The sequence below is a fragment of the Bradyrhizobium sp. Bra64 genome (assembly GCF_024519875.1).
Classification (GTDB): Bacteria; Pseudomonadota; Alphaproteobacteria; order Rhizobiales; family Xanthobacteraceae; genus Bradyrhizobium; species Bradyrhizobium japonicum_G.
Genome location: NZ_JALJRD010000008.1, coordinates 13,248 through 33,666, shown reverse-complemented (window position 1 = coordinate 33,666; position 20,419 = coordinate 13,248). Strand labels below are relative to the sequence as shown.

General features: G+C 58.5%; 21 protein-coding genes. All 21 read left to right on the top strand.

What is annotated here, in order from left to right; genetic code table 11:
* Positions 1 to 2: 2 nt before the first annotated feature.
* The 21 genes from NR187_RS22525 to NR187_RS22425 all read left to right on the top strand — a co-directional run bounded on the left by NR187_RS22525 (position 3) and on the right by NR187_RS22425 (position 20,411).
* Complete coding sequence (locus tag NR187_RS22525) at positions 3 to 1,457, top strand: aldehyde dehydrogenase family protein (protein ID WP_256807668.1); 1,455 nt, start codon at positions 3 to 5, stop codon at positions 1,455 to 1,457.
* A gap of 116 nt (positions 1,458 to 1,573) precedes the next feature.
* Positions 1,574 to 2,395 (top strand): transporter substrate-binding domain-containing protein, encoded by an 822-nt coding sequence (locus NR187_RS22520; protein ID WP_256807667.1) that lies wholly within the window; start codon positions 1,574 to 1,576, stop codon positions 2,393 to 2,395.
* The gene (locus tag NR187_RS22515) at positions 2,392 to 2,883 is read left to right on the top strand and encodes a RidA family protein (protein ID WP_256807666.1); all 492 of its coding nucleotides are present in this window, start codon (positions 2,392 to 2,394) and stop codon (positions 2,881 to 2,883) included. The genes NR187_RS22520 and NR187_RS22515 overlap by 4 nt, the downstream gene beginning before the upstream one ends.
* Before the next feature lie 120 nt (positions 2,884 to 3,003).
* Positions 3,004 to 3,924 carry a LysR family transcriptional regulator gene (locus tag NR187_RS22510; RefSeq protein WP_256807665.1) on the top strand — a complete coding sequence of 307 codons (921 nt, stop codon included), beginning with the start codon at positions 3,004 to 3,006 and terminating at the stop codon, positions 3,922 to 3,924.
* Between the two features lie 163 nt (positions 3,925 to 4,087).
* Positions 4,088 to 5,290, top strand: a complete 1,203-nt coding sequence (locus NR187_RS22505) for a pyridoxal phosphate-dependent aminotransferase (RefSeq protein WP_256807664.1) — start codon at positions 4,088 to 4,090, stop codon at positions 5,288 to 5,290.
* A 299-nt stretch (positions 5,291 to 5,589) separates the two neighbouring features.
* Entirely contained in the window at positions 5,590 to 6,375 is a 786-nt protein-coding gene (locus NR187_RS22500; protein ID WP_256807663.1) for an SDR family oxidoreductase, read from the top strand.
* Between the two features lie 230 nt (positions 6,376 to 6,605).
* A complete protein-coding gene (locus tag NR187_RS22495; protein ID WP_256807662.1) occupies positions 6,606 to 7,415 on the top strand; it encodes a transporter substrate-binding domain-containing protein in 810 nt (269 codons plus the stop codon).
* Between the two features lie 38 nt (positions 7,416 to 7,453).
* Positions 7,454 to 8,143 (top strand): amino acid ABC transporter permease, encoded by a 690-nt coding sequence (locus NR187_RS22490; RefSeq protein WP_256807661.1) that lies wholly within the window; start codon positions 7,454 to 7,456, stop codon positions 8,141 to 8,143.
* A 10-nt stretch (positions 8,144 to 8,153) separates the two neighbouring features.
* Positions 8,154 to 8,891, top strand: a complete 738-nt coding sequence (locus NR187_RS22485) for an amino acid ABC transporter permease (protein WP_256807660.1) — start codon at positions 8,154 to 8,156, stop codon at positions 8,889 to 8,891.
* On the top strand, positions 8,888 to 9,616 hold the full coding sequence (locus NR187_RS22480) for an amino acid ABC transporter ATP-binding protein (RefSeq protein WP_256807659.1): 729 nt from the start codon (positions 8,888 to 8,890) through the stop codon (positions 9,614 to 9,616). The genes NR187_RS22485 and NR187_RS22480 overlap by 4 nt, the downstream gene beginning before the upstream one ends.
* Positions 9,617 to 9,756: 140 nt before the next feature.
* Positions 9,757 to 11,076, top strand: a complete 1,320-nt coding sequence (locus NR187_RS22475) for an MmgE/PrpD family protein (protein ID WP_256807658.1) — start codon at positions 9,757 to 9,759, stop codon at positions 11,074 to 11,076.
* Between the two features lie 35 nt (positions 11,077 to 11,111).
* Positions 11,112 to 11,939, top strand: coding sequence for a PhzF family phenazine biosynthesis protein (locus tag NR187_RS22470; RefSeq protein WP_256807657.1), 828 nt, complete (start codon positions 11,112 to 11,114; stop codon positions 11,937 to 11,939).
* A gap of 38 nt (positions 11,940 to 11,977) precedes the next feature.
* Complete coding sequence (locus tag NR187_RS22465) at positions 11,978 to 12,955, top strand: dihydrodipicolinate synthase family protein (protein WP_256807656.1); 978 nt, start codon at positions 11,978 to 11,980, stop codon at positions 12,953 to 12,955.
* Positions 12,956 to 13,274: 319 nt separating this feature from the next.
* Positions 13,275 to 13,979 carry a ribonuclease activity regulator RraA gene (locus NR187_RS22460; protein ID WP_256807655.1) on the top strand — a complete coding sequence of 235 codons (705 nt, stop codon included), beginning with the start codon at positions 13,275 to 13,277 and terminating at the stop codon, positions 13,977 to 13,979.
* A 76-nt stretch (positions 13,980 to 14,055) separates the two neighbouring features.
* Positions 14,056 to 14,790, top strand: a complete 735-nt coding sequence (locus NR187_RS22455) for an amino acid ABC transporter ATP-binding protein (protein ID WP_256807654.1) — start codon at positions 14,056 to 14,058, stop codon at positions 14,788 to 14,790.
* 38 nt (positions 14,791 to 14,828) lie between these two features.
* Positions 14,829 to 15,578 carry an amino acid ABC transporter permease gene (locus NR187_RS22450; protein WP_256807653.1) on the top strand — a complete coding sequence of 250 codons (750 nt, stop codon included), beginning with the start codon at positions 14,829 to 14,831 and terminating at the stop codon, positions 15,576 to 15,578.
* Entirely contained in the window at positions 15,575 to 16,267 is a 693-nt protein-coding gene (gene gltK, locus NR187_RS22445; RefSeq protein WP_256807652.1) for a glutamate/aspartate ABC transporter permease GltK, read from the top strand. Before NR187_RS22450 ends, gltK begins: the two co-directional genes overlap by 4 nt.
* Positions 16,251 to 17,141, top strand: coding sequence for a transporter substrate-binding domain-containing protein (locus tag NR187_RS22440; RefSeq protein WP_256807651.1), 891 nt, complete (start codon positions 16,251 to 16,253; stop codon positions 17,139 to 17,141). Before gltK ends, NR187_RS22440 begins: the two co-directional genes overlap by 17 nt.
* 114 nt (positions 17,142 to 17,255) lie before the next feature.
* On the top strand, positions 17,256 to 17,717 hold the full coding sequence (locus tag NR187_RS22435) for a RidA family protein (RefSeq protein WP_256807650.1): 462 nt from the start codon (positions 17,256 to 17,258) through the stop codon (positions 17,715 to 17,717).
* Between the two features lie 229 nt (positions 17,718 to 17,946).
* Positions 17,947 to 18,756, top strand: coding sequence for an MBL fold metallo-hydrolase (locus tag NR187_RS22430; protein WP_256807649.1), 810 nt, complete (start codon positions 17,947 to 17,949; stop codon positions 18,754 to 18,756).
* 272 nt (positions 18,757 to 19,028) lie between these two features.
* The gene (locus NR187_RS22425) at positions 19,029 to 20,411 is read left to right on the top strand and encodes an aminotransferase (RefSeq protein ID WP_256807648.1); all 1,383 of its coding nucleotides are present in this window, start codon (positions 19,029 to 19,031) and stop codon (positions 20,409 to 20,411) included.
* Positions 20,412 to 20,419: the final 8 nt, after the last annotated feature.

The following is a 20,419-nucleotide window of genomic DNA, read 5'->3' as shown; positions in this document are numbered from 1 at the left end:
CCATGCAATTCGACATCATTCGCTCTCCTTTTGACGGGTCCCCGGTCGGTCAAATGCCCATAGCGGACGCGGCAGTGGTGGAAGCAGCCATCAATGCCGCCGAGAGTGCCTTTCAGGTCATGCGAAGGCTGCCTCGCTTCGCTCGCGCTGACATTCTCGCGCGGGCGGCCGAGATCATGAAGGCGAGACGCAACGAGTTCGTCAGCACGATCGCCGCCGAAGCCGGCAAACCTCTCTATGATGCCCGGGGAGAGGTGGCCCGCTCGATCTTCAACCTGACCAATGCGGCGGCCGAAGCGCGGCGGTATGGCGGGCATGAAATCCCGCTCGACATGGATGCCGGTGTCTACGAGTACCAGACCACGACGGCCGACGGCGCTCCGCTCGATCTGGCCAACGCGGATTTCGAGCAACTCGCCTCAATTCGGCGGCGCATCGGTATCGCGCGGCGCTTTCCGATCGGGCCGATTCTCGCGATCGCACCGTTCAATTTTCCGCTCAACCTCGTTCTGCACAAGGTTGCGCCGGCGCTTGCGGTTGGTAATTCGGTCGTGCTGAAGCCTGCGCCGCAGACTCCGTTGACGTCGCTGCTGCTTGCAGAGGTGCTGACCGAGGCCGGCCTTCCCAAAGGGGCGCTTTCGGTCGTTCATTGCAGCGTGCCGCTCGCGGAGCAGATGGTTCGGGATGACCGCTTCGCAATGGTTACGTTCACAGGGTCGGCCAAGGTCGGTTGGCACATCAAGTCAATCGCTGGCAAGAAGAAGGTCGCGCTTGAGCTCGGTGGAAACGCTGCCGTCATTGTCTGCGCGGACGCAGACCTGGACCTCGCGGCTGCAAGATGCGTCCGGGGCGGCGTCGTCTACGGCGGCCAGTATTGCATCGGCGTCCAGCGTATTCTCGTCGAACGCAAGATTCACGACGAGTTCGTGGAGAAGCTGACAAGCAAGGTCCGGGCCTGCAAGGTCGGTGATCCCATGCAGGAAGGCGTGGATGTTGGTCCGGTCATCGACGAAGGATCGGCGAAGCGCATCGCAAGCTGGATCGACGAGGCGAGTGCGGCCGGAGCCAAGATCCTCGTCGGCGGAAAGCGCGAGCGAGCGGTCGTGGAGCCGACGGTCATGGCAGGAACGAAGAGTGGGATGAAGATCGAGGACGAAGAGGTCTTCGGCCCCGTCCTGACCGTAAATCCGTTCAACGAGTTCGAGGATGCGGTCCGACGCGCGAACGCGACTCGCTATGGTTTGCAAGGGGGGATGTTCACCCGCGACCTCAAGCGCGCGTTCTCGGCAATCGAGGAATGGGATGTCGGTGGCCTGATGATCAACGACGTGCCGATCTACCGGTTGGACAACATGCCGTTCGGCGGCTGGAAGGAATCCGGAATCGGTCGCGAAGGAACAGTATTCGCGATGGACGACATGACCGATATCAAACATCTCGTCATCAACTACGCATGACCTGCGAGTGTTCTGAAATGCAGAACGCCGCGAGCGCGTGAGCTGTCTATTCCCGATGCCGCGGTCACCATCATAGTCGCCTGGAGGACGCCGAGTCCTCGAGGGAGGGATAGACAATGAAAACGACATACCTAATTCCGGCCGCTGCTGCGATGGCGCTGCTCCTTGCGCAGCCATCAAAAGCGCAGGAGAAGACCGTCCTGGCGTATATCGAAGAACCTCCATTTGCCGCGACGATCAACGGTCAACCAGCGGGTTCGGACGTCGATCTCGCCAAGGCGGTGCTGGCGAGAATGGGCGTCAAGGACATCGAGTTGAAGAAGGTGGAGTTCGCCGAACTCCTTCCAGGCGTGGCTGCCGGCCGCTGGACGATGAATACGGCGCTGTTTGTCACGCCGGAGCGCTGCAAGACGGTTGCCTACTCGAATCCAATCTGGGCGTTGGTTGACGGCATGATCGTTCGCGCTGGCAATCCAAAACGCATCTCCAGCTATGCGTCGGTGGCAGCGTCCGACGCGCGGCTTGGCGTCGTCAAAGGCACCGTGCAGGTTGGAAGCGCGAAGGCGGCAGGTGTGCCGGCTGAGCGGATCGTCGAGTTCGGCGCCCAGGAGGAGATCATTGCTGCGATCAAGGCCGGGCGCGTCGATGCCTATCCGAATACGGCGCTTGGGCACCGCGCGCTGCTTGCTTCACTGAAGGATGCGGATCTGGCGCTCGCGCAGCCGTTCGAGCCGCCCATGGAGAACGGCCGCCCGAAGGCCGGCTTCGGCGCATTCTCGTTCAACCAGGCGAGCGGAGCCTTCATTGCCCGTTTCAACGCAGAGCTGGCGAGGTTCCTAGGCTCGGAGGACCATCGCGCCATCGTCGCCAAATACGGGCTGGGAAACGAAGAGATTGCGCCGGCGCTGACCGCGAAAAGTGAGGAGTTGTGCAAATGAGCGCGCTGTCGACCGATATCAGGACGTTGGATCCGGAGCTTGTGCTTGCCAAGCTCAAGATCGAGCTTCCGGCGTCCGTTCCGCCGGCCGGCAACTATGCCCGTGCGCGTTCGACGGAGAATGTCCTGTACCTGGCCGGACACCTCCCGGATTCAGCCGGCGTTCCTCAATTCATGGGCAAGCTCGGTCGCGAGGTGTCCGTGGAGGATGGCTATCGCGCCGCGCGGGTTGCAATGATCAACAGCCTCGGGACAATCAAGGCAAATATCGGCAATCTGAATCGGGTCAAGCGCTTTATCAAACTGTTGGGGATGGTCAACTGCGTCGCCGACTTCGTTCAGCAGCCCGAAGTGATCAACGGCGCGTCGGACCTTCTCGACGAGGTGTTCGGCAGGGACGTCGCATTGCATGCGCGGTCGGCCGTCGGTATGCACTCCTTGCCGCGCGGCAACTGCGTCGAAATCGAAACGATCCTGGAGTTCGAATGAGGTGACGGACCCGGCCGAGGATGTCGAATCGGTTGGGTATCGTCATTCCCTGAGCGACTGAAACTATTCGCATTCGAGAACAAAAGCGATCTATCATCGGAGTCTCAATTGAGAGGACGAATGATGATTACGCTGAAGCAACTGGAGGGATTTTACTGGGTTGCGGAACTTGGGGGGCTCGATGAAGCGGCGCAAAGGCTGAATGCGACGCAGTCGGCGATTTCCAAACGCGTGCAAGAGCTTGAGGCGATTTTGAACATTGCATTGTTCGACCGGTCTAAACGACGGGTTCAGATCACGCCGCAGGGCGAGAAGCTGATGGTGCTGACGCGTGACATGCTGGCGCTCCGCGATCGGATGATGGATTTCAGGTCGTCGCTGGACCAATCGCCGCGCAGCCTTCGGTTTGGCGTGACCGAACTCACCGCCATGACGTGGCTGCCGAATTTGATCCATCGTCTTCGTGGAAGCTATCCGACTTTAGCGCTGGAACCGGTCGTCGACGCAAGCGTGGAGCTCATCGAAAAGCTCAAGGCTGATGAACTCGATGCCGTCGTCGTTCCGGATGCCTTTCGAGAGCCGTCTTTCGAAATCGTGCCTCTCGATTCCGTAGAATATGCCTGGATGTGTAGTCCCGCTTATTTCGACGATGCGGCCGAGCTGCCACTCGCGAGCTTGTCCAGTCACACGATCATCGTCCAGCAGCAGGCGTCGTCCGGTCTTGGCGACCTCATATCGCAGTGGCTGGCAGACAAGCACATCGCCTTCGACAACACGCTGTCCAGTAGTAGCCTGACGGCTTTGTCATCGCTGACGTTGTCGGGTTTGGGAATCAGCTATCTACCGCGGAAGGTGTTCGACTATCTGATTGCGTCTGGCCAGCTGAGAATCTTGCGGACGCGGCCGGCGTTGCCACGTATTCCGTACGTGATGATCTACAAGAAGTCGAAGAGCGACGAGTTTCTCCGGATCCTGGCCTCGCTCGCTTCGGACTGTTGTGAGTTCTCCCGGTCTGTTCCGTGGTACTTCGCAGCGCGATGACGAAGCCGGAAATTGATTCACCGCTTCTCATGAAATTTGCGACATCTTGAGTCGTAAACTATTCCATTGACCGTAATCGTAACGCTCGGCACCTGTAGGCAAGGATGAGAGACGCAACGTTTTCAAAACGCGACTCCCATCGTGAGTGGGATCGGGTGCCGAAATGCAATTGCTGGCCAGGCGAGTAGACCTGATACAGCCTTCACCAAGTGTGATGGCGATGAGCCGCGCAAAGGAACTGATCGCCGCCGGCCAGGACATCTGCAACATGGCCGCAGGCGAGCCGGACTTCGCGACACCGCGTCCGATCATTGATTCCGCCTATCAAGCGCTTTTGGCCGGCGAGACGAAATATACGGCGGTCGATGGGACGCGGGCGCTCAAGGAAGCGATCTGCGAAAAATTCCGCCGCGAGAACGGACTTACTTATAGGCCTGACCAGATCTCCGTGGGTGCCGGCGCAAAGCAGGTGATCTTCAACGCATTCGCCTGCTCGGTGGACGAGGGGGACGAGGTTATCATCCCCGCTCCGTACTGGGTTTCCTATCCCGACATCGTGCAATTCAACGGCGGCAAGCCCGTGTTCGTTGTCGCCCCGGCTTCGCAAGAGTTCAAGATGACCGCCGAGCAGCTGCAATCGGTGATCACGCCCCGTTCGAAATGGCTGGTTCTGAATTCGCCGAACAATCCGAGTGGCGCGACGTTTTCAAGTGCCGAGCTCCAGCAAATCGGCGAGGTCGTGGCCCGGCATCCCAATCTCTACGTACTAACTGACGAGATCTACGAACATTTGATCTATGACGATTTGCCCTATGCATCATTCGCGGCAGTCAATCCCAGTCTCTCTGAGCGAACATTGACGATCAACGGGGTCTCGAAGTCTTTCTCGATGACGGGCTGGCGGCTCGGCTATGGCGCGGGTCCGCAACCTTTGATCAAAGCCATGGAGAAGCTGCAGTCGCAGACGAGCGGCAATCCCGCGTCCGTCAGTCAAGCCGCAGCTTTGGCTGCACTCAAAGGCTCGATGGAGTTCTTTGGCGAATGGCGTCGTGAGTTTCAGCGTCGACGTGACTATATCGTCGGTCAGTTGGATGGTCGGGAAGGCCTATCCTGCGCGAAACCGGCAGGCGCATTTTACGTCTATCCTTCGTGCGCAGCGCATATTGGAAAGACAACGCCAGGCGGCAAGCGTATCGAGACTGACACCGACTTCGTTCTTTACCTTCTGAACGAGTACAAAGTCGCAACAGTACAGGGCGCCGCCTATGGGTTGTCGCCGTCGTTTCGGATCTCCTTCGCGACCTCGATGAATGTCATCGAAGAGGCGTGTCGCCGCGTATTGGCTGCTTGCGCTGCTCTTCAATAGCCCAGCACTCGACTTGCGTGATCGGCAAACAACAAAGCATTCCGATCGTCTCCAACTCCGACCATAAAAGACGGTGAGGCCAGCGTGCCTCGTAGGACACCAAACTGGTCGTCCTGTCGATATCCGCAACATGCCAAACTTTGGTGAGACGCGTCGCTGCGTGGGCCGGCCGATCGCTGGCGAGTGCCGCCGGTCGTCTACGTCAAAACATTCCTTATATTCATTTATAGATCAAAATTAATTCCATTGAGGAATTTAATTCGACGGTTACAGTAAACGAAGCGCAATGAGGCGGCCCGATGGATCTTCAGATCAAAGGAAAGACAGCGTTGGTGTTCGGCGGCGCCGGTGGTCTCGGCTCCTCCATTGCGCTTGCACTGGGGCGCGAAGGATGTCAGGTGGCGATTGCTGATATCAACGGCGATGGATTGAACGCCGTGGCTCAGCGTCTTCGCACCAAGGACGTGTCAGCCCTGCCGATCGTTTGGGATATCTCTGACCTGTCGATCATCCAGGCGAACCTTGAGTTGGTCGCCAAGCAAGTCGGACCGGTAGACATCCTGATCAACAACACCGGCGGGCCGCCGCCCTCTCCAGTGTCGGGCATCGACGCCACCGTTTGGGCAGCCAACTTTAAGAAGATGGTCCAACCCGTGATCGCGATCACGGATCGTGTGCTCGAAGGAATGAGAGCCAAGCGCTGGGGCCGCGTGATCACAAGCGCTTCGTCCGGCGTGATTGCACCTATCCCCAACCTCGGTGTGTCGAACACGCTACGCAGCGCGCTTGTGGGCTGGTCCAAAACCCTCGCTCGTGAAGTCGCGCGAGATGGGATAACGGTGAACGTTGTCGTTCCAGGACGAATTGCCACCGATCGCATTCAGTTCCTGGACGCCGAAAAAGCGAAGCGTGAGGGGAGGCCGGTTGACCAGGTCGCCGCCGAGAGCACCGCAAGCATTCCGCTCGGCCGATACGGCAGGCCGGAAGAATATGCGGATGTCATTGCCTTCCTCGCCAGCGCGCAGGCCTCTTATGTCACGGGCTCGACTGTTCGCGTCGACGGCGGCCTGATTCCCAGTGTTTGAAGGACATGGCGGGATGACGAGCAGGGTGTGCCGCCGATCTTTTTCCGAGCACGCCGCGGCTGCAATGCGGTCGGTTTGACGAGCTCCACCGGTAGTTCCGGCGGTTGCGCAGCGTGCGCGTCGTTCAATTGGACCGATGCTTGAAGCGGGCAGGTAAGGCAGAGCAAGGCGAGTTACCTCAAGTCTTTCGCAATCGTCTTTTGTCGTGTCGTTCAGGGGAAGACATACGTATGAAAAGAGCAGCGCTCGTAGTTCTCGGAATCACGTTTTGCGCTTCGGCAGCCTGGTCCGATCAGCTCGCTGATATCAAATCGCGGGGCGTTCTGACGTGCGGCGTCTTTGGGGATCTGGTCCCGCTCGGATACCAGGATGCGAAGACCCGCAGTATCGTCGGGCTTGACGTCGATGTCTGTGCAGCCATCGCAGAAGACCTCGGTGTGAAGCTGGATCTCAAGACCGTCTCCGTCGATGCGCGCGTTCCCTCTCTTGAGACAGGGCGCATCGATGTCATGACGGCGTCCCTGGCCTATACTCCAGTTCGGGCCAAGCAGATCGACTTCTCCTCCGCCTATATGAACGTTCCGGTTTCCGTGCTTGTAAAGAAAGACTCCGGCATCAAGAGCTTTGCCGATTTGGCGGGAAAGAAGGTTAGCGCCAATAGAGGGTCGACGTCGGAAGTGTTTGCGCGGCAAAAGCTGACAAACAGCGAGGTGGTCAGCTTCGACAATGGTCCGTCATCCTACCTGGCACTTGCGCAAGACAAGGTGCAGGGCATGGCCATGGTCAAGAGCGCAGCGGTTGGATTTCATAACCGCTCGAGCGGGCAAACCGTGTTCCTCGATGAAGCGCTTTTCTGGGAGCACGACTGCGTCGGCGTAAAGAAGGGTGAGCCCGCCCTCCTTGCGGCAGTCAATACCGCTCTCGACAAGCTCGAGAGCTCCGGCCGCCTGCAAACGATCTGGGATCGCTGGTATGGCCAATCGAACGAGTACCAGCTCGCACGGGAGAAAAAGGTCACACCGGCCTCAGAGTTCGAATAGGTCGACACTCCAACCGTGCAGCAGCGAGATCGACGATCATGAACTTTCATTCGCTTGCGGTGCTCGCTGATCCTGATGTCCAGCTCTTGTTCCTGCGCGGCACCTTGACAACGCTCGAGCTGTTCGTTGCTTCAGCGATCGCCGCCTACGCGCTTGGCGCCCTGCTGGTCGTGATACGGATGTCCGGTTGGCTTCCGTCTGCGGCCGTCGGGGCGTTTGTGGAATACCATCGAAACGTACCGAGCATCGTCCAGATCTTTGTCTGGTATTTTGGCGTGCCACAGATCCTTCCGCAATCGTGGCACGCCTTCGCAAATGCCCATCTCAGCGCGTTCTTCTTTGCCGTCGTCGCTCTTTCGCTGAACGCTGCGGCATACATTTCCGAAGACCTGCGAAGCGGAATTCGTGCTGTTCCGCCCGGTCAGATGGAGGCCGCACGCGCACTTGGCATGAGCTACCTGAAGGCGATGCGCTGGGTGGTGGTGTCCCAGGCCGTACGCGGGGCGGCTCCCGCGCTAGTCAGCCAGGCACTCGGGTTGCTGAAGACCACGAGTCTCGCCTTGGCCATCGGGGTCAAGGAACTCATGTATGTCGCTCGGCAGCTCGACGGCGAGACCTACGCGACATTCCCAGCCTACCTCACGCCAACGCTCATCTATCTCGCGTGCACACTGACGCTGATGGCGATCGGAAGTCGCCTACAGCAGTCGGCGCGCTTCACACGGTGATTGTGGGTCCATGACAGAAATACTCTCACAATACGGTCTGCTGCTGCTCGTGGGCCAATATCCGGATGGCCCGCTGGGAGGTCTGGCTCTAACGCTGTTGATGTCTATCGCCGCGCTCTTGCTTGCGTTCCCGGTGGCCGTGGGGGTCGCTGTTGCGCGTACCAGTCCCGTCCACGGAATTCGACGGGCCGCGGCCGTTTACGTCACGGCGGTTCGCGGGATTCCGCTCCTGCTCATCATCTTCTGGGGTTTCTTCGTGTTGCCGCTGGTGACCGGTGTAACGAGTTCACCGGAGGTCACGGTGATCTGCGCGCTGGTGGCCTACGAGGGCGCATATCTTGGCGAAGCAATTCGCGCGGCGCTCGAGGCACTTCCAAAAGGGCAGACGGACGCGTCACGCTCCCTGGGGATGAGCTACCCGGCGACGCTTCGCAAGGTGATCCTGCCCCAAGCCCTGTTCAACTGCCTGCCAAGCATGATGAACCAGTTCGTGCTGATCGTGAAGAACACGTCATTGGCCTATATCATCGGCGCTCAGGAAGTGACGTTCTCCGCGAACAGCATCAATGCTCAGTTGCTGACGCGTCCATTTGAAGTCTATTTCATTCTAGCCGCGATCTATTTCATCCTGTGCTATTCGCTGAGCTGCCTTTCGCGCGTTGTCGAAAGTCGCGTGCTGCGGAAGCGGTCGAGATTGACAAGTCAACCAATCCCCGAGAATTCCTCCCTCGCGCGAGTGCCGTCATGATCGAGTTCATCAACGTCAGTAAGTGGTATGGATCACATCGGGTTCTCAACGACGTTAATGGGCGCGTTGAACGTGGCGAAGTCGTTGTAATCTGCGGGCCGTCGGGATCAGGGAAATCGACGCTCATTCGCACCATTAATCGGCTCGAACCGATCAATAAGGGACAGATCATCGTTGGCGAAACCGACGTTAATGATCGCAAGACGTCCGTCAATCGGCTGCGGAGCGGGATAGGCTTCGTCTTCCAGCAGTTCAACCTTTTTCCGCATCTCAGCGCCAAGGACAACGTTGCCCTGGCGCCGATCACAGTCCGCGGCTTCAAGAAGAGCGAGGCTCACGATCGAGCCATGGAATTGCTCGACAAGGTTGGATTAAAGAGCAAGGCAGATGCGTTTCCCGGTCAGCTCTCGGGCGGCCAACAGCAGCGAGTGGCGATTGCACGCGCCTTGGCCATGGATCCCCCCGTCATGTTGTTCGACGAACCGACGAGTGCGCTCGATCCTGAGATGGTCGGCGAGGTGCTTCAGGTGATGAAGCGGCTCGCGAGCGATGGCATGACCATGATTTGCGTGACGCACGAGATGGGATTCGCGCGCGACGTGGCGAACCGTGTCTGGTTCATCGCGGACGGAGAAGTTCTGGAGAGCACCACGCCTTCGGAGTTTTTTGCCACGCCACGTCATCCCCGGGCTCAAAAGTTCGTTGCGGACATCCGCGCCCACTGACGTTGTCCTCGGCAGATGAGAAGTGGACGAACGCAGCCGGATTGCGCCCGCCCTTGGATGGCAATGCCACCCCGCCTGCGCGTGCCATCCGAATTGTTCCTGGATAGCAGACGCCTCGATCGGACTATTGAGCTGGTATAATGAAGAACGAGCTTTCCTACGATCTCGCCGCTCTTGCATTGCAGCTGGGGTCGGAAGTCGCCGCCAACCGCGCGCTGCTCAAGCAGTGCCTCATCGACGCCGCAGCCGCCGCCATTGCAGGATACGACTCCCCGGCCGCGAACATCGCGACGAAATGTGCCGTACGAGGTTTCGGTTCGGGATACGTGGCTCCGTGGTTCTCTAGTGCCGCCAATGTGACCCCGATCGGGGCCGCATTCGTCAACTCGTCCGCGATGTCATCGCTGGATATCGATGATGGCAACCGCGCGGCTCGCGGCCACCTCGGCGCCGCCGTCGTGCCGGCGGCATCCGTTTTTGGCTCGCTTAACGATGTGTCCGCGGACACTTTCGCGCATGCGATCCTCGCCGGTTGCGAGATTGGCGGACGGCTCGGGGCGGCAGAGTCGCCGGCGTTTTTTGCATCAGGTCGCTGGGCAGGAGTTGGGGTCGCGGTTGCCACCGGCATCTGTCTCGGATTCGATAAGGAGAAGCTCGCGAATGCCATTTCTCTTTCGGTCCACGCCGCGCCGCTGGTCGCCGCGGCCGGTGTCCGGAAAAAAATGACGGGCCATATCAAAGAAGGCGTCCCCTTCGGCCTCCTGTCCGGCATCGCTTCGGCGCTCCTGGCCGAACTGGGCTATCAAGGAGATCCGGATGCTGTCGAGAGTGTCGGCATTTTCGACACTAGCCGGATTTCTCCCAAGTCACCGGATGCGTTCGCGTTCCAGAGAACGTACTTCAAGCGCTACACGTGTTGCCGGCTGGCGCATGCGCCAATTGACGCCGCAATGGCGATCGCGGCACGCGAGCGGCTGGCGGTCGAGGACATCGACCGCATCACGGTACGCACGTTCCGCACGACGATCGAGCTGCCGAATGAAGCGCAGCCGACCTCGTTCGAGTCGGCCCAGTTCAGCCTGCCGTTTGCAATCGCGGTGGCGCTCGTCAAAGGCGCCGACGCGTTGCTTCCACTGTCGACCCGGACTCTTGCGAGCGCCGACGTGACGGCTCTCGCAGAGCGGGTGGTCCTGGAGCATGATCCAATGCTTGATGCACTTTATCCGTCGACCACACCGACGACGGTTCAGATCGATACGCGCAACGGCAAGAGATACGAAGAGCAGAGGGACACTGCCGACGGGGATCCTGGTCGGCCTTTCACAGACGCGCAGTTGTTGAAGAAGCTGAAAACACTGGGGCACCGCAAAGTTTCGGAGGAACGACTTGCTGCCATTGCTGCCGAGCTAAGTGACAGCATCCCGAGCGCAGGGCATTTCGAAGCCGCGCTGCGCAAATAGACATCCGCAAAACGGACGAAGCAAACGGCAAGTTCATGAGTGATGAAATAACTCTTCCGATCTGGCAGGTCGACGCCTTTTCTTCGGTCGTCTTTGGAGGAAATCCTGCCGCCGTTGTTGCCATTACCGACTCCTGGCTTCCGGACGATATTCTTCAGGCCATCGCCGCCGAAAACAATCTATCCGAAACCGCATTCATGCGCCCCAGCGAGCATCCGGTCCCTCTGCGCTGGTTTACTCCGGCCCAGGAAGTTCCCCTTTGCGGCCATGCAACCCTGGCCGCCGTCGCCGTCATGCACCAGGCACTCGGGCTTGCACAGACGGGATCCGTCGTGGAGTTGGCGACGGCAAGTGGGCCGCTCTACGTTCACATACGCGAAAGCGATTACGTTCTGGACTTTCCGGCAAGACCGACTGTGCCGACATCCATATCAAAATGCGAGTTCGAGACTGCGCTGAGGGCTCGCATCAGCGAAATCTACGAGAGCGTGGATCGCTACGTATGCGTCCTGAACGACGAAGCCGCTGTCCGCGCGGTAGCGCCGGATATGCCTTCGGTCTCAGACCTGCGGCTGCCAGGGCTCATCGTCACCGCACCCGGCGACGCCTGCGACTTCGTGTCCAGATATTTTGCGCCAGCCAAGGGCGTTCCGGAGGACCCCGTCACGGGAACCTCACACTGCACCCTGGCACCATTCTGGGGCCAGCGTCTCGGCAAGGCCACGCTGCATGCCCGGCAGCTCTCAACGCGAGAAGGGCAGATCGAGTGTTCAATCCACCAAGATCGCGTTCGGCTCTCGGGTGCATGCAGATTTTATCTTCGGGGTTCGATAACGGTACCCGTCAGGCCCGCCAATCATTAGCCGCCGCCATTCAAGAACCCTTACGCGAGAACGAGAACATGACGAACCTCATCAGCACCACGGCGCGCGGGCTTTACCCGATCTCGGTGACGCCATTTCTGGACAATGGCGCGATCGATTTTGCGAGCATGGACCGACTCGTCGACTTCTTTCTGGAGATCGGCGTGCCCGGCATTACCTTGCTGGGCCTCATGGGCGAAGCGACCAAGCTGTCGAAAGAAGAATCCATCGATCTGGTCAGGCGCGTGGTTCGTCGCCTCGACGGTCGGGCCCAGGTGATCACCGGCGTCTCACAAGCAGGGTTTAACGAGTTTACTTCCTTTACCGAGGCGATGATGGGCGAAGGAGCCTCCGGCATCATGGTGGCACCGGCGTCCTCGCTGAAGTCCGAAGACCAAGTGCTTGCATTCTTCGAAGCGATTTCCGCTCGGATCGGCGAACACGTGCCAATCGCGTTGCAGGACTATCCGCAGAGCACGGGAGTATACATCTCCGCGGATACGCTTGGTCGCATCATAGAGCGCGTACCGAATATTCAGATATTGAAGCACGAAGAGGGTTCGGCGCTCCGCAAGATCACAAAGATGCGCGCGCAAGAAGAACGTGGCGGACGTCGCCGAGTGTCAATCCTCGTCGGTAACAGCGGCTTGCATCTGCCTCAGGAGCTCGCGCGAGGCGCGGATGGGGCCAACACCGGCGTGGCCTTTCCGGAGATTCTGGTTGAGATATGTGACCGGTTCTTCGCCGGACACGCTGAAGGAGCTGAGGACCTCTACGATATCTTTCTACCGCTCATCCGCCATGAGTGGCAGGTCGGCGTTGGCCTCGCAATTCGGAAGGAAATCTTCCGCCGTCGCGGCCTGATCGCGTCAGCTGCCACAAGAGCACCAGGACCGTCGCTCGATCGAGACGATCACGCCGAGCTGTCACGTCTCTTGGCACGTCTTGATCGTCGCCTGGTAGAAGCAGGCGAAAGTAGCGTGATTCGATCTTATCGCGTGAGCGCGGCGAACTGACGATGACACGCAGCCTCATGCCAAAGTTCGACCTTGGCGTGTTGCCGGTTCTTGACAACGCCTGATCGCGGTATCGCGCAGCCCCTGAATACATTCCATTTGTTCGTCAATTTGTCAAAAATAATTCCATTGAGGAATTTAATTCCGTCGCTACACTAAATTTAGCGCAAAGAGGAAACCGACGAGGCGTTCAGATCCGAGTGCGGATGTCTTCGCCTTCCTCGCCAGCGCTCAGGCTTTCTATGTCCCAGGCTCGATTGTTCGGCGTCGGTGATCCCCGGCGTTTGAAAGGGCATGGGCGTTTAAAGGGTGTGGCGAGATGACGACAAATAATCAGGTAATGTCCAACCTCGCGCGGGCGACCACTGCGACCTTGACGACCGTCCTCTTCAAGAAGGGTGTACGAAACGTCTGGATCCGGGGTACTGCGCCGCTATTACATGGCCAACCCAAGATCGTGGGGCCGGCATTCACGCTGCGGTTTATCGCAGGGCGTGAGGACATCAACACCCCGGCTGCGTGGTCTTCGCCTGTTTCGACCCGCGCCGCCGTCGAGGCTATGCCACCAGGCTGCGTCGCGGTCGCCGATGCATTGGGGACGACTGACGCGGGGATATTCGGGGATATCCTATGCGCGCGCATGCACGCTCGCGGCGTCAACGGTCTCGTCAGCGATGGTGTCGTCCGCGATCGTGCGGGCATTATCGCGAGCGAATTGCCAACCTGGTGCAACGGAATTGCTGCCCCGCCCGCCGTCGCACAATTGGCCTTCGCCGGCTGGGAGCAGCCAATCTCGTGTGGCGGAGTGGCCGTCTTCCCGGGAGATATCATCGTGGCAGACGATGATGGCGCAATCGTCATCCCCGTCGCCATGGCTGAGGACGTCGCTTCTATCGCCGCCGAGCAGGAGGATCTCGAGACGTGGATCCTTCGCGAAGTGCGCAATGGTCATCCGCTCACCGGGCTCTATCCGCTGAACGCAGAGAACGAGGCCAGATATCAGCGCGAAACGGGTCGCAATTGATGTCCGGCCGGCGAAATCATTTGTCACGCGCTATCTGTTTGGCAGATCGCGCCAAGCCTTTCGAAGGGGCTTTCTCATGATCGAGATCAACAACGTGTCCAAGCAGTACGGGACGTTCCATGTCCTGACGGACTGCAGCACCGAAGTTGCCAAGGGAGAGGTCGTGGTGGTTTGCGGACCGTCCGGATCGGGCAAGTCTACCCTGATCAAGACGATCAATGGCCTTGAACCGATCAATGAGGGCGACATCAGAGTCAACGGAATATCCGTGTGCTCTCCGAAGACCAATCTTTCCCAGCTTCGGTCGAAGGTGGGCATGGTGTTTCAGAATTTCGAACTTTTCCCGCATTTGTCGATCATCGAGAACCTGACGATCGCACAAATCAAGGTCTTGGGCCGAAAGCGGAACGAGGCCGAGGACAAGGGACGGACGTATCTGGACCGTGTGGGTCTGAAGGATCAGGCGGCGAAGTATCCAGCTCAACTCTCGGGCGGACAGCAGCAGCGTGCTGCGATAGCCCGGGCACTCTGCATGGATCCGATCTGCATGCTGTTCGACGAGCCGACGTCGGCTCTCGATCCGGAAATGGTCAGCGAGGTTCTGGACGTCATGGTCCAGCTCGCGGGAGAGGGCACCACGATGATGTGTGTCACTCACGAAATGGGTTTTGCGCGAAAGGTGGCGGATCGCGTGATCTTCATGGATGCGGGTAGGATCATCGAGGACACCTCGAAAGCCGAATTTTTTGGGAATATCGAGGCGCGAACAGACCGCGCGAAGCAGTTTCTCTCTCGAATTCTCCAACATTAAACGTTGTCGCTGGCCAGGACCGAAGGAACAGACAACGTATGTTCAAGAATTATTCCTGGGACTGGGGCGTGTTTCTGCAGCCCGTGTCGACCGGAGAGCCCACGAATTATCTGGGGTGGCTGCTTGCCGGATTGTACAACACGGTCGTTCTGGCGCTTTCAGCAAGCCTGATCGCATTCGCGGTCGGAGTGGTGATGGGCGTGCTCCGCACGGCCCCAAACCGGTGGCTTGCGGCATTGGGAACGACCTATGTCGGCATATTCCGAAATATCCCGGTGATCGTTCAGCTGTTCGCCTGGTACTTCGTGCTCCCCGAACTGCTGCCATCCGGTATGGGGACCTGGTTCAAGCAGCTTCCCGCTTCAACCCAGATGATGACATCCGCAGTGCTCTGCCTGGGCCTGTATATGGGTGCACGCGTGTGTGAACTGATCCGCTCCGGCATCGAGACGCTGCCCAAGGGACAACGATCCGCGGCTCTCGCATTGGGGCTGACGCTGCCTCAAGCCTACCGGTACGTTCTGCTTCCCGTCGCTTTCCGTGTCGCAATTCCCCCGTTGACCTCCGAAATGATCAACGTGTTCAAGAATTCGGCCGTGGCCTCGACGATCGGTCTATTGGAGCTCTCGGCTCAAGCGCAGCAGCTTGTTGATTACACGGCTCACCCTTACGAGTCTTTCGCGGTGGCCACGGCAGTGTACATCTTGATCAACGTGATCGTCGTTTTGATCATGCGTCAGGTTGAAGTGTCGGTACGTTTGCCTGGCTATATCGGGGGCAAGTCATGACCGCTATCGACTTGTTGTCGGATATCACGAACTCACTCCCCTCTCTTGCGGCAGGTATGGTCACGAGCCTGAAGATCACCGCTATAGCGGTCGTCTTCGGCATCGTCTGGGGCGCGATTCTCGCGGTCATGCGCCTGTCTTCTTTCAGACCCTTTGCGCTGTTCGCGCAAGGGTACGTGATGCTCCTCCGTTCCATTCCCTTGATCATGGTGCTGCTCTGGTTCTTCCTGATGGTGCCACAGCTCATCCAGAACCTGTTTGGCGTGTCGCCGCGCACCGACATTCGTTTGGTCTCGGCGATGGTGGCATTTTCCCTGTTCGAGGCTGCCTACTACTCCGAGATCATCCGCGCGGGGATTCAGGCCGTGTCGCGGGGCCAGATGAGCGCGGCCAATGCATTGGGTATGCCGTATCTGATGGCGATGCGGCTGATCGTGCTTCCTCAGGCCTTGCGCGCCACGGTTCCCGCGCTCCTGACGCAGGGCATCGTCCTCTTCCAGGACACGTCCCTCGTCTACGTCATCGGCCTCGCTGATTTCTTCCGGTCGGCGAAAAACATCGCCGATCGCGACGGGAACACGGTCGAAATGATCCTTTTTGCAGGCAGCGTGTATCTCGTCATTTCGCTGCTTGCGTCCGCCGGTGTGCAGATTCTTCAAAGAGGAGGACGATATGTCAAAGTGGGCTAATTCGCTGATGCTCGGTGCCCTGTTAGTCGGTTCGCCTGCGTTTGGTCAGGAAGGAGGCACTTTGGCAAAGGTCAAGGCAAACGGCGTCATCACGCTCGGGGTTCGGGACTCTGCCGTCCCGTTCTCGTATCTCGACAATGACCAACAGGTGATCGGCTATTCCAGAGAACTTTGCGGACTTGTCGTCACGGCGCTCAAACAGAAACTGAACCTGCCAGATCTTGCGGTGAAGGAGGTGACCACCACGCCTTTGAGCCGTATCCCGCTGATCATCAACGGCACGATTGACCTGGAGTGCGGCTCAACGACCAACAATACGACCCGGCAAAAGCAAGTTGCTTTTTCCGATACGACATTCGTCATCGGTACACGGATGCTCGTGAAGAAGAGCGCAGGTATCAAGGAGTTCGCCGACGTTGCCGGGAAGAACGTCGTCACCATAGCGGGCACGACCCCGGAGCAGATCCTTCGTGAGGTAAATAACAAGAATAATCTGAAGATGAGCATCATCAGCGCGAAGGATCATGCTGAATCATTCTTGACGCTGCAAACCGGTCGCGCGGCCGCTCTCTTCATGGATGACGCGCTCCTTTACGGCCAGATGGCAAAATCGCCGGATGCCAAGGACTACGAGATCGTCGGACAACCCCAATCGTTCGAAGCCTATGCGCTCGTCCTGCGCAAGGATGATCCGGATTTCAAGGCGCTTGTCGATGAAACGCTCGTCGCGTTCATGAAGTCCGGCGGGGCGAGCGAACTCTACAAGAAATGGTTCATGTCTCCGATTCCGCCCAAGGCTATCAACTTGAACTTCCCGATGTCCGAGCAGCTTCGCGAGGCATTTGAGAAGCCGAATGATAAGGCTTTTCAGTAGCGGGCACACTGCGTTCCGAGCCGTATCCTAGAGTGCGTCATGGCTGACGGTCTCACTTGCTGAGGGGCCGTCCAAACTCGGCCACCCGTCCAGCTAAGCAAGCGAGATTGAATAATGTCACCAGAAGAGAAGATCGTGGCGATGGGATTGACGTTGCCAGCGGCGTTGCCGCCGAGAGGCAACTACGTTTCTTATCGCCGAGTTGGAGACGTCTTGTTCTTGGCCGGTCATGGGCCTCGACTGGCAGACAACACATATCGCCTTGGGAAGGTCACTTCGGAGGCGGATATTCCACGGGCCTATGCCGATGCACAGCTGACTGGCCTGAACATGCTCGCGACCTTGAAGAGCGCGGTTGGCGAGCTTAGCCGGATCGTGGCGGTCGCGAGAGTGATCGGCATGGTGAACGCTGAACCGACGTTTACGAAGCACCCGAAAATTATTGACGGTTGCTCGGATCTGTTGGTCGAGGTCCTCGGCGACGCAGGTCGTCACGCTCGTGCGGCAGTTGGGGTATCTTCGCTTCCAAACGGTATGACCGTCGAGATCGAGGCGATCGTGCACATTGCCACATGACGGTACGCGCCGCTGGAGCGTAGGGAGCGGGTGTTCTGATTAAGAGAACGCCGCGAGCGCGTCCCCATACTATCGGGCCGAAGTATGCGCTGCCATACTCGACGAGGTTGCTCGGATGAGAAGGCAGTTGAGGCGCGCCAAAAAGCGTCATCCTCGAGACCGGCCGGTCACAGCCCATGACAAGGTCGTATCGTTGCAACTTGCAAGCTGCTGATTGGAGCGCACTATCATGCAAAAGGTTGGTTTCGGGATCAATCACGTCGAGTACGCGATGGGCGAGCTCCGCGTCGTTGCTCTGCGTGATGGTCACGTTGACATGCCGCCCAGCAGATTGCGTCAGACGGACGGGCGGCCATTTGGGGCCGAGCTTCCGCAACAAGTCGACTTGGTCGAAGGTCGGCTTCGTTTGTCGGTCAATGCCTTTCTCATCATTGACGGTTATCAGCACACGCTCATCGACACCGGAGCATCAAACTCGTGGGAGCCAACGATGGGCCTCCTGTTGAGTGCTCTGAGCGAGGCGGGCGTGGTCCGCGGGGCGATTGATACGGTCGCTTTGACGCACACGCATTCCGATCATGCAAACGGGCTTGTGGCCGCCGACGGGGCCGACGCATTTCCCAGTCTTCGTCGACTATTTGTCCCCCGTGAGGAACTCTCGATGTTCGACGGAAACGAAAGGCTCGCTCGATTCCGGTCGCGCCGTTTACCATTGGATGACGGGTGCAAGCTGAGCGACTGCATCACGTCCATGCAAGCTCATGGGCACGAGGTCGGTCACACAGGGTTCGAGGTTTTGAGCAACGGCGAAACGTTGTTGGTTTGGGGAGATACCGTCCACGTGCCCTCGATTCAATTTGCCAGACCCGAGCTGAGCTGGGAGTTCGATGCGGATCAGAATGAGGCCCGTGCTACCCGGCAGAAATTGCTTCATCGCGCCGCACAGGCAAACGTGGCTGTCGCGGGCGCTCATCTGGACTTTCCCGGCATTGGGATGGTGTCCGGCGGTGGCGGCACGTTCCATTTCAGATCCCTGTGAAAGGTTCGAAGGCAATTCTGACTGGCTGCAACGCTGGTCGTGCTCGAATTCGAAGGTTCTTGGTGATCCGCAGCCGTTTGCGGAGCCGCCGTTGGGCGACAAAAGACGGCAATGCGCCTCTCTAGGGCGTTTCCTCCCATGACTTGGCGGGGTCTCTTAAGAGACCCCGCCATTTTTCGCCAGGAAGGGAAGCGCGGGGAGCGAATGCCGGGGTTTGAAATGTCGCGTCTGTCGCGTGTACGGGCAAGCCTTACAGTCTTGGAGAAGCAAAGATGATCGATATAGAGGCCATCGCAAAGCTGGACCGGGCAAGTACGCTGCACCCACTGACAGATCTTAAGGGATACGTCCTCGGCAAAGTCGGAACGACGATAGTTACTGGCGGCAAAGGAATTCGTATCGAGGATGCGGAAGGTCGTAGTTACATAGATGGCTTTGCCGGCCTCTACTGCGTCAACGTAGGATATGGCCGAACCGATGTTGCCGCAGCAATCGCGCGGCAAGCCTACAATCTCGCATACTACCACAACTATGCAGCTCATACGACCGAACAGCTGGCCATTCTGTCTGATCGCGTGATCCGAATGGCGCCAGGCACCCCTAGCAAGGTCTTCTTCGGGTTGTCCGGATCAGATGCGAACGAGACACAAGTCAAGCTCGTTTGGTACTACAACCACCTTCGTGGGCAGCCTCGAAAGAGAAAAATCATTTCTCGCAGGCTTGGCTACCACGGCTGTTCGGTATTCTCGAGCTCCATGACGGGACTATCTTTCTTCCACGATAACATGGACCTTCCAGTCGCCGGCGTACTGCACACCGGAGCGCCCCACTTTTACCTGGAGTCCGAACCAGGCGAGACGGAGGAGGAATTTTCCCGTCGTCGCGCAGCCGAGCTCGAGGGGCTCATCGTGAGAGAGGGAGCGGAAACGGTCGGTGCCTTTATTGCTGAGCCTGTTCTGGGAACGGGAGGCATCGTGCCGCCTCCGCGGGGCTATTGGCGCGAGGTGCAAGCCGTGCTTCGGCGATACGATGTCCTTTTGATCGCCGACGAAGTGATCTGCGGGTTTGGACGAACCGGGTCAAACTTCGGCAGCTTTCTGTACGACATAGAACCTGATCTCACTACAATCGCGAAGGGGCTGACATCCGGATATGCTCCTCTTTCTGGCGCCATCATTAGCAAAAAGATCTACGATGTCATGGAGGAGGCGGCAGATCGGGTCGGTGTATTCTCGCATGGGTATACTTATTCCGGTCATCCGATTTCGGTTGCTGCAGCCAACGCCGTTCTCGATATCTTCGAAAAAGAAAGGCTTAGCGATAGAGCCCGCATCGTGGGTGCGCATTTTCAAAGGCGGCTCAAAGAGCGCTTTGCCCAAATGGAGGTGGTCGGCGATGTGCGAGGTGTAGGTCTGCTCGGTGCAGTTGAGTTTGTGGCCGATCGCACAACCAAGCGCCGATTTGATCCTAATCTTAAGGTCGCCGCCAGGATTGTTAAAGCTGCTCGTGATCGCGGTCTAATTGCGAGGGGAATGCCACATGGCGATATTCTCGGGTTCGCGCCGCCTCTGGTCGTTTCTGAATCTGAGATCGAAGAGATCGTGGAAATTGCTTATGCGGCGACCATGCAAGTCGTCGACGAATTGGCTAGATAAATCTCCGG

Excerpts from the sequence above, each read along its gene's own strand:
- gltK (WP_256807652.1), top strand. The coding sequence starts at position 15,575 with ATGACCGCTATCGACTTGTTGTCGGATATCACGAACTCACTCCCCTCT.
- NR187_RS22485 (WP_256807660.1), top strand. The coding sequence starts at position 8,154 with ATGACAGAAATACTCTCACAATACGGTCTGCTGCTGCTCGTGGGCCAA.
- NR187_RS22520 (WP_256807667.1), top strand. The coding sequence starts at position 1,574 with ATGAAAACGACATACCTAATTCCGGCCGCTGCTGCGATGGCGCTGCTC.
- NR187_RS22510 (WP_256807665.1), top strand. The coding sequence starts at position 3,004 with ATGATGATTACGCTGAAGCAACTGGAGGGATTTTACTGGGTTGCGGAA.
- NR187_RS22455 (WP_256807654.1), top strand. The coding sequence starts at position 14,056 with ATGATCGAGATCAACAACGTGTCCAAGCAGTACGGGACGTTCCATGTC.
- NR187_RS22450 (WP_256807653.1), top strand. The coding sequence starts at position 14,829 with ATGTTCAAGAATTATTCCTGGGACTGGGGCGTGTTTCTGCAGCCCGTG.
- NR187_RS22425 (WP_256807648.1), top strand. The coding sequence starts at position 19,029 with ATGATCGATATAGAGGCCATCGCAAAGCTGGACCGGGCAAGTACGCTG.
- NR187_RS22460 (WP_256807655.1), top strand. The coding sequence starts at position 13,275 with ATGACGACAAATAATCAGGTAATGTCCAACCTCGCGCGGGCGACCACT.
- NR187_RS22505 (WP_256807664.1), top strand. The coding sequence starts at position 4,088 with ATGCAATTGCTGGCCAGGCGAGTAGACCTGATACAGCCTTCACCAAGT.
- NR187_RS22470 (WP_256807657.1), top strand. The coding sequence starts at position 11,112 with ATGAGTGATGAAATAACTCTTCCGATCTGGCAGGTCGACGCCTTTTCT.
- NR187_RS22490 (WP_256807661.1), top strand. The coding sequence starts at position 7,454 with ATGAACTTTCATTCGCTTGCGGTGCTCGCTGATCCTGATGTCCAGCTC.
- NR187_RS22475 (WP_256807658.1), top strand. The coding sequence starts at position 9,757 with ATGAAGAACGAGCTTTCCTACGATCTCGCCGCTCTTGCATTGCAGCTG.
- NR187_RS22500 (WP_256807663.1), top strand. The coding sequence starts at position 5,590 with ATGGATCTTCAGATCAAAGGAAAGACAGCGTTGGTGTTCGGCGGCGCC.
- NR187_RS22430 (WP_256807649.1), top strand. The coding sequence starts at position 17,947 with ATGCAAAAGGTTGGTTTCGGGATCAATCACGTCGAGTACGCGATGGGC.
- NR187_RS22440 (WP_256807651.1), top strand. The coding sequence starts at position 16,251 with ATGTCAAAGTGGGCTAATTCGCTGATGCTCGGTGCCCTGTTAGTCGGT.
- NR187_RS22515 (WP_256807666.1), top strand. The coding sequence starts at position 2,392 with ATGAGCGCGCTGTCGACCGATATCAGGACGTTGGATCCGGAGCTTGTG.
- NR187_RS22480 (WP_256807659.1), top strand. The coding sequence starts at position 8,888 with ATGATCGAGTTCATCAACGTCAGTAAGTGGTATGGATCACATCGGGTT.
- NR187_RS22435 (WP_256807650.1), top strand. The coding sequence starts at position 17,256 with ATGTCACCAGAAGAGAAGATCGTGGCGATGGGATTGACGTTGCCAGCG.
- NR187_RS22495 (WP_256807662.1), top strand. The coding sequence starts at position 6,606 with ATGAAAAGAGCAGCGCTCGTAGTTCTCGGAATCACGTTTTGCGCTTCG.
- NR187_RS22525 (WP_256807668.1), top strand. The coding sequence starts at position 3 with ATGCAATTCGACATCATTCGCTCTCCTTTTGACGGGTCCCCGGTCGGT.
- NR187_RS22465 (WP_256807656.1), top strand. The coding sequence starts at position 11,978 with ATGACGAACCTCATCAGCACCACGGCGCGCGGGCTTTACCCGATCTCG.